Consider the following 8,071-nt stretch of genomic DNA (forward strand, 5'->3'; position numbering starts at 1 on the left):
AACCAGTATTGCCGCAATGAGAGTGGGAATACGCATGCTGCTAAAACGAAATAAGTTGCCTGATTTTGTAACATTATTGCGGCTCTTTATACGTTTGTCTGCGGTAATGTGTAACGACTTTTTACTACGCTGAGCTAAGTGGAACAAAAATTTACAAAAATTCTGTTCAAATTGTGATTGTAAATGTTGGTTTCTCTGCCTATTATGGTTTGAGTATCAATAACTATACCTAAAACAAAAGATGGTGCGACCATGCTAAATCGATTGCAAGAGTCAGATATTAAGCTGCTGCGGGTGTTTTACGCGGTAGCGAGTTGTAATGGATTTACCGCTGCTGAGCCGGTGTTACGTATGCAACGCCCTAACATCAGTGCGGCAATTAAAAAGCTGGAAGAACGACTGGATTTGGTATTGTGTCATCGAGGTCGTGGTGGCTTTCAAATGACCAAAGAAGGCGAAGTGGTATTTCAGGAAACCAAGCGCATCTTTAATGCGTTCGATAACTTCGTGTTCAATCTGAAGTCGCTGCACGACGATTACTCTGGTCACATTACGCTGGTACTGATGGCAGGCTTGCCTTTGTCAATTCACCTGGCTGTGAGTCGCGCCGTAAAAAGCACCATGAAAAAGTTTGATGATATTCACGTGAATATTCAAACCCGCTTGTACAACGAAGTAGAGCACGTGGCGCTTTCAGGTGAATGCCACCTGGTTGTATCTACTTATGATATGGTGAAGCCGGAATCGGTCACTTTCCATACCATTGGTACGTCCTGTAAGGGGCGCTTGTACTGCGCGCCATCACATCCGCTGGCCAAGTTCCGCGACGTAGATAAACTGCCCGATAATGTTCGGATTGAAAATTATCCGGCAATTGGGATCTCCGGTTTGTCTTCGGCTAACTACATCGATGGCGACAGTCGCCTGGCTATTCAAACCTTTTCCGATTCATTCGACGCCGCTATGTCTGCCATGATGACGGGCGAGTACATTGCTATTCTGCCTGATTACATGGCAAAAGAGCAGGGCGTAGCACTGGGGCTGGTGCCCATTGCTAACGGTAAAATGTTTAACTTTAGCCACGAATTATTTGTAATGAACGGCAAAAATACCCGACTCAACCCTGTGCTGCGTTATTGCATTAAAGAACTGAGCCACTTTATTACCGAAAGTCAGAAGTAGCCTGGTATCAGGCTACTGCCGCGGCAGAGTTGCCGTTTATTCCTGTTGGCGATGGTTTACTGAAATGTCACCGCCAGCAAAGCCGAATTACCATTTATCCGCACTGACGGGTCTGCTAACCAGGTATGGTAGCAGTGGGGAGCAATTGCCCCATCACTCCATACTACCTGGCCAGTCTTTTATTGTTATTAACTTTCGTACTGAAGTGGGTCGGTAGCATTGTTGTCACGGAATGCTTCAAGACGTTCCTGACAGGCGCCGCATTTTCCACAGGCCAGTTCACGTCCGTTGTAACAGGTCCAGCTTTTGTTGTAATCCAGCCCCATACGCAGACCATCCGTTAAAATTGCCGTCTTACTGACTTTCAGGTAAGGCGTAACAATTTCAATGGCCTCGTAGTTGGCAATGGCGCAAACCGCATTCATTTTCTCAACAAATTCCGGGCGACAATCGGGGTAAATGGCGTGATCGCCAGTATGGGCGCCATAATATACCTTGTTTGCATCCATACTTACCGCATAACCAACCGCAAGCGAAAGCAGGATCATATTGCGGTTTGGCACTACAGTTTGCTTCATGCTGGGCTCTGCATAATGGCCTTCCGGCACATCGATATCGTCGGTTAATGCCGAACCGCCAACCAAACTATTAATTGCGGAGATGTCTACAATTTTGTGGGAAATACCCAGCTCTTTGCAGACGTTGGCCGCATAATCGAGTTCTTTTTTATGGCGTTGGCCATAGTCAAACGACAGGGCATAAGGGGTTTTGCCCTCTTCGATAGCTTTATTCAGCACGGTAAAACTGTCCATGCCACCGGAATAGATCACAATCACTTTTTCAGACATAACGGAGTATAATTATAGAAATCATAACGGAATTTTAAGCTATCCCTGCTAAAATCCCAACTACCAAGACGACAGGAATACAGATTTGACAGATCAGGTACTCAATATTAACGAAATGTTCGAAACCATTCAGGGCGAAGGAGTGTACACCGGCGTACCTGCAATCTTTGTGCGCTTGCAAGGATGTCCGGTTGGTTGTCCCTGGTGCGATACCAAACATACCTGGGTACTCGATGAAAACCTGATTGACAGCGTAGATGCAGTGATCAGGAAAAGCGAAGAGTCAGAACGTTTCTTTGGTATCTCCGATTTAGGTTTGCTGGCTTTGTTTGAACAACAGGGGTATCACGCCAAACACGTTGTGATCACCGGTGGCGAGCCCTGTATGTACGATCTCACCGGGTTAACTACGCTGTTGCATGAGCGCGGTTACACGTCGCAAATTGAAACCAGTGGCACGTTTGAAGTGAAGTGCGCGCCTCAAACCTGGGTAACGGTATCGCCTAAGGTGAACATGAAAGGGGGCTATGAAGTGCTAACCAGCGCCCTACAGCGCGCTAATGAGATAAAGCATCCTATTGCGATGCAAAAGCACGTTGATGAGCTGGATGCGTTGCTAAAGAATATCGAGCTTGGTAACAAAGTAGTGTGTTTGCAGCCAATCAGTCAGCAGGCCAGGGCCACTGAGCTGGCAATTAAAACCTGTATCGAGCGCAACTGGCGTTTGTCGCTGCAAACCCATAAATATCTGGGAATTGCCTGAATGTTTGGTACGCTGTGGAACAGGGTTGTTAATCGGGTACAGGATATGAACTTGAAATCAGTAGCGCTAGGGCTGTTCACTGCCGGGGCTCTGTTGTGGCCTGCATGGGTGTCGGCTGCCAACTGGTCAATTCACTACCCGCGGCCAATCGATGAAAATGATCAGCGACACGAATACCCTCTAACGTTGCTTAAACTGGCGCTAAGTAAAACCGGTGTGCGCTATACACTTACGCCTTCTGAGCGGATCTTGTTGCAAGGCAAGTCCATTCGGCAGTTAAAAGAAAACCGCGAAATCAATATCTTGTGGGTAATGACCGACGCACAGCGGGAAAAGGAATTGTTGCCTATTCGCATTCCTATCCATAAAGGACTCATAGGCTGGCGGGTGTTTTTAATCAACCAAAGCATGATCGACCGATTTGATCAGGTAACCGATTTTCAGTCACTTACCAAGTTTACGCCTTTGCAGGGAGCGGAATGGCCAGACACCAAAATACTGCAATCCAACGGATTTAACGTGCAAACAGTCAGTGACTTTCCTGAAGCATTTAGCAGACTGGCAATGCATCAGGGCGATTTCTTTCCACGTGCTATCAGTGAAGTATTGGGGGAGTTGAGTTATTCGTCGTTAGATCCCGATATCGTTTTAGAGAAAAATCTGATTATTCATTATCCAACGGCAATGTACTTTTTCGTTAACCGCTCCAATCCTACAATGGCCCGGTTAATCGAAACAGGACTGAGACGTGCGCTGGAAGATGGCTCTTTCGATAATATTTTTGTGAGCCACCATCGCGAGGCACTGCTTAAAATGGACATTGGCAATCGCAAGATTTTTCATCTGGAGAACCCATTATTGCCACCGGGCACACCATTGGATGATGATGCATTGTGGTTCGATCCGGAAAAGCATACGCCGGAAGCTAATCAGTAACAAAAACTAAGCATAAAAAAACCAGCGAATTCGCTGGTTTTTTTGTGTTTGATGAAGCTTACGCTTTACCGTGCACGTCTTTCATAGAGCGGCCTGACGGATCAGCGTTGTTCTTGAAGCTTGCATCCCATTCCAGTGCTTCCACTGTACTACACGCAATGGATTTACCGCCCGGTACACAGCGCGCTGCTGTTTCTTGCGGGAAGTAACCTTCAAAGATGGTGCGGTAGTAATAACCTTCTTTGGTATCAGGCGTATTGATTGGGAAGCGGAACTCAGCCGAGGCCAACTGCTGATCGCTTACTTCCTTCGCAACGAAGTCTTTAATAGAATCAATCCAGGAGTAACCTACGCCGTCACCAAACTGTTCTTTTTGGCGCCACAGTACTTCAGGCGGTAGGGTGTCACCATTGTCGAACGCAGCCCGTAAAATGTGTTTTTCCATTTTGCCGTTGCCACACATTTTATCTTTTGGATTCAGGCGCATTGCCACGTCCATGAACTCTTTGTCCAGGAACGGAACACGTGCTTCCACACCCCATGCCGACGTAGCCTTGTTGGCGCGCGCGCAGTCAAACATGTGCAGGCGATCCAATTTACGTACTGTTTCTTCATGGAATTCTTTGGCGTTTGGCGCTTTGTGGAAATACAAATAACCACCAAAGATTTCATCTGAACCTTCGCCTGACAGTACCATTTTGATACCCATAGCTTTGATTTTACGGGTCATCAGATACATTGGGGTAGCGGCACGAATGGTGGTTGTGTCGTAAGTTTCCAGGTGATAAATAACATCGCGAATCGCATCCAGACCTTCCTGAATGGTGAAGTGAATTTCGTGATGCACTGTGCCAATCATGTCTGCCACTTTCTTGGCAGCAATCAAATCCGGTGCCCCTTCAAGGCCTACCGCAAATGAGTGTAAACGCGGCCACCAGGCGTCAGATCTGTCTTCGTCTTCTACGCGTTTGGCAACGTATTTAGCCGCTACGGCCGACACCAGTGAGGAGTCCAGACCACCGGATAGCAATACCGCGTAAGGTACGTCTGACATCAGGTGAGACTTAACTGCTTTTTCAAACGCCTTACGCAACTCGTCGATATTGGACTCGTTGTCTTTAACGGCGTCGTATTGCATCCAGTCGCGTTTGTAATACTTCACTAATTCACCGGTTTTGCTCCACATATAGTGGCCCGGAGGGAATTCACTGATAGTTTTACATACAGGCGCCAGGGCTTTCATTTCTGACGCTACATAGAAATTACCGTGCTCATCGTAACCGGTGTACAGCGGAATAATACCAATATGATCACGGGCAATCAGGTAGGAATCCTGCGCTTCGTCGTAAAGAACGAAGGCAAACATGCCTTGTAAATCGTCAATAAACTCTGCACCGCGTTGCTGGAATAAAGGAAGGATTACTTCACAGTCAGAACGGGTTTTAAAGTTATACGGGGTAGCCAGTTCTTTGGCCAACTGCTTGTGGTTGTAGATTTCACCGTTAACAGCCAGAATTTGCTGACCATTATCGCTGATAAGCGGTTGTGCACCAGTGTCGACATCGACGATAGCTAAACGCTCGTGACATAAGATGGTATTGTCATTATTCCAGATACCCGACCAGTCAGGGCCACGGTGACGCAGCGTTTTGGTTAATTCAAGTGCTTGGGTTCTGAGTTCAGACACATCGGTTTTGATATCTAAGATACCGAAAATACCACACATAGGAAGCGTTCTCTCTTGTCACATAGTTAAAGGATAATGTTTTCTGTCGGTGCTCGATTTGATATACAGCGGTGGATTATTTTTTTGCAGGATAAACCTTTTCACTCGCGAGTACTGAATGTGCCAGCATGAGTAAAAAATGCAAGCTTAATCTTTGATTAATTCGCTATTAAGTATAAAAAAATGCTGCTGGAACGCCCCGGTAGTAGCGTTGGAGCATGAATGTAGCAGGAATGTAGCAAGATCAAGGCATAAGAGCGGCTATTCCCGCAGTGGGGAATAACCGCTTAACGTACATTAAGGACGCTGAAACTCGCTGGATTCACTCCAGGTTGGCCACGCCGCTTTATTGGCTACCATGTAGCCCACTTCCATGAGTAACTGGGTATCCTGAGAGATGCCGCTTAAATCCCAGCCATCGCGGAATTTGTCACACACCTGGTGATAGCAACCGGTTACCACTACTTTCATGTGTTTGCGGTATTGTGCCGTAGCTTCGTCAAACGGGTCGTTTCCGCCCTTGGCATATAATGCAGGTACGCCTGCTTTAGCAAAACTGAAGTGATCAGAGCGGTAGTAGTAACCCGCTTCAGGACGGTCTTCCTGTGTCAGCACGCGCCCTTGACGCTGTGCCGCGGTAGTGAGTTCCTGTTCCAGATCTGATTTACCCATGCCAATGACGGCCACATCTTTGGTTTTACCCAATACGTTCATGGCGTCCATGTTAATGTTAGCAACGGTTTTGTTTAATGGAATTACCGGGTTATCTGCATAGTATTTTGAGCCCAGTAAGCCTTGTTCTTCCGCTGTTACAATCAAAAACGAAATGGAGCGTTTTGGGGCGGGAGTTAGCTGTGTGAAGGCTTCTGCCATTACCAACGCGGCTGCTGTGCCAGTGGCGTTATCGTGGGCGCCATTGTAGATTTGGTCGCCATCCAGGCTTTCATCTTTACCCAGGTGGTCCCAGTGAGAGGTGTAAATAACATGCTCATCCGGCTTTTCAGTGCCAGGCAGCGTAGCCAATACGTTGTAGCTCTTAGATGCCTTAAAGGTGTTGTTTACGGTTACCGTCATCGATTGACCAAGTGCTTTTGAATAGGGGCCTTGCATGGCATTGGCTTTTTCTGTAGCAAAATCCAGCCCGGCATCAGCAAACACTTTGGTAGCGGCTTCCAGTGTTAACCAGCCTTCAACAGCCACGCGGCTCGCGCCTTGATCCGGGCTAACCAGACCGTATTGCGGGCCGCTCCAGCTATTGGCAACCACCGACCAGCCATAAGACGCTGGCGCGGTTTCGTGAACGATAATAGCGCCCGCTGCACCCTGGCGGCTGGCTTCTTCATATTTGTAACTCCAGCGTCCGTAATAGGTCATGGTGGTGCCCTGGAACTTACCACTTTCAGGGTTTTCGAAACCTGGGTCGTTTACCAGAATGACGACGGTTTTGCCGGTGACATCCAGGCCTTCATAATCGTTCCAGTCGTACTCCGGGGCATTAACACCGTAACCAACAAATACCAGCTCGGAATTTTCCAGTGACACAACAGACTGCTCGCGTTTTGACGACGCGACCATATCTGTTTTATACACAAACTCATTATCGCCAATCGTCATCACCATATTGGGATCAGCGGTGATTTCCATTAAGGCCACTTCCTGTAAATAGCTATCGCCATTTCCGGGTTGTAAACCCATACGCTTGAATTCTGAGGTGAGGTATTCAAGCGTTTTACGCTCGCCTTCGGTGGTAGGTAAACGGCCTTCAAATTCGTCAGACGCCAGGGTTTTCAGCGGTGGTGCAATTTTTTCCGGCGTAATAGACGCATATACGTCTTCAAAGTTGTTCTTTTCTGTCTGGGGTGCGGGTGAGCAGGCGGTAAGCAGTGCGCAGCCAGACATCACCAGTGGTAGGACGATTTTTTTCATATTATTGTCTCTTATTGCATTACAATAGCGACCCAGTATAGAGAAATCAGTCGTAACTACCAATCATTCAGCATGAAATCCGTCGCAGTCAGCCATTCATTGAACCAAAGTGTTTCCCTTACATTACCTTTGCGCTCTTTGTTTGCGTATTTTTCTTTGCAAGATGCTAAAAACGCACCTGACATTGCGACTTTAAATCAGATAGCCAGGCAGTTTTCGCCGCTGGCTGGGAGCGAAGTGCCGGCATTTGTTAACGCTGAGCAGTTTGAACATGACCCCCGGTATTATGAAACCATTGTTGCTGAAGCGGGGCAGGTGCCCACCCGGCAGGGCAGTTGGCATGATGCGTTCAATGCGATGATCTGGACGCTTTTTCCAACAAGCAAGCAGCGCTTAAACCAATATCATATTGCCGACATCAATACGTTTGGGGCGCATCCCAGAACACCAAGACGAAACCGGTTGACGCATTTTGACGAATGCGGTGTGGTGCTGGCGGTGCCGGCATCCTTTGTTGAGCAAGGCGATCAGCTGCTGGACGCATTGGCGCATCACCGTTGGACGCGGGCATTTTGTGAGTTACAGCAATATTGGTATTCGCGAGTGTACCCGCTTGTTTTTGGGCATGCCATTTACGAAATGCTGCTGAATCCGTTTATTGGCTTAACGGCAAAATGGCTGGCGGTGGTA

At 47.6% G+C, this 8,071-nt stretch carries 7 protein-coding genes; 4 read left to right on the forward strand and 3 right to left on the reverse strand.

What is annotated here, in order from left to right; all coding sequences use genetic code 11:
• The first annotated feature begins 252 nt into the window (after positions 1 to 252).
• A complete protein-coding gene (locus ACLR2L_RS16890; RefSeq protein ID WP_140955954.1) occupies positions 253 to 1,182 on the forward strand; it encodes a LysR family transcriptional regulator in 930 nt (309 codons plus the stop codon).
• 188 nt (positions 1,183 to 1,370) lie between these two features.
• Here the strand turns inward: ACLR2L_RS16890 and queC are convergent, their stop codons facing one another.
• On the reverse strand, positions 1,371 to 2,030 hold the full coding sequence (queC, locus tag ACLR2L_RS16895; RefSeq protein ID WP_140955953.1) for a 7-cyano-7-deazaguanine synthase QueC: 660 nt from the start codon (positions 2,028 to 2,030) through the stop codon (positions 1,371 to 1,373).
• A gap of 115 nt (positions 2,031 to 2,145) precedes the next feature.
• On the opposite strand from queC, the gene queE reads away from it, so the two are divergent.
• Both queE and ACLR2L_RS16905 read left to right on the forward strand, forming a co-directional pair.
• A complete protein-coding gene (queE, locus tag ACLR2L_RS16900) occupies positions 2,146 to 2,793 on the forward strand; it encodes a 7-carboxy-7-deazaguanine synthase QueE (RefSeq protein ID WP_413369769.1) in 648 nt (215 codons plus the stop codon).
• A 45-nt stretch (positions 2,794 to 2,838) separates the two neighbouring features.
• A complete protein-coding gene (locus ACLR2L_RS16905) occupies positions 2,839 to 3,729 on the forward strand; it encodes an amino acid ABC transporter substrate-binding protein (RefSeq protein WP_413369763.1) in 891 nt (296 codons plus the stop codon).
• 58 nt (positions 3,730 to 3,787) lie between these two features.
• On the opposite strand, the gene asnB is transcribed toward ACLR2L_RS16905, so the two are convergent.
• Both asnB and ACLR2L_RS16915 read right to left on the reverse strand, forming a co-directional pair.
• Positions 3,788 to 5,455, reverse strand: a complete 1,668-nt coding sequence (asnB, locus tag ACLR2L_RS16910) for an asparagine synthase B (RefSeq protein WP_140955951.1) — start codon at positions 5,453 to 5,455, stop codon at positions 3,788 to 3,790.
• Positions 5,456 to 5,752: 297 nt separating this feature from the next.
• Positions 5,753 to 7,381 carry a M28 family metallopeptidase gene (locus tag ACLR2L_RS16915; protein WP_413369765.1) on the reverse strand — a complete coding sequence of 543 codons (1,629 nt, stop codon included), beginning with the start codon at positions 7,379 to 7,381 and terminating at the stop codon, positions 5,753 to 5,755.
• 156 nt (positions 7,382 to 7,537) lie between these two features.
• Between ACLR2L_RS16915 and ACLR2L_RS16920 the strand changes: the two genes are divergently transcribed.
• The coding region (locus tag ACLR2L_RS16920; RefSeq protein WP_413369767.1) for a DUF3025 domain-containing protein at positions 7,538 to 8,071 on the forward strand (534 nt) is incomplete at its 3' end.

This window comes from Alteromonas sp. AMM-1 (assembly GCF_047290655.1).
Classification (GTDB): domain Bacteria; phylum Pseudomonadota; class Gammaproteobacteria; order Enterobacterales; family Alteromonadaceae; genus Alteromonas; species Alteromonas mangrovi.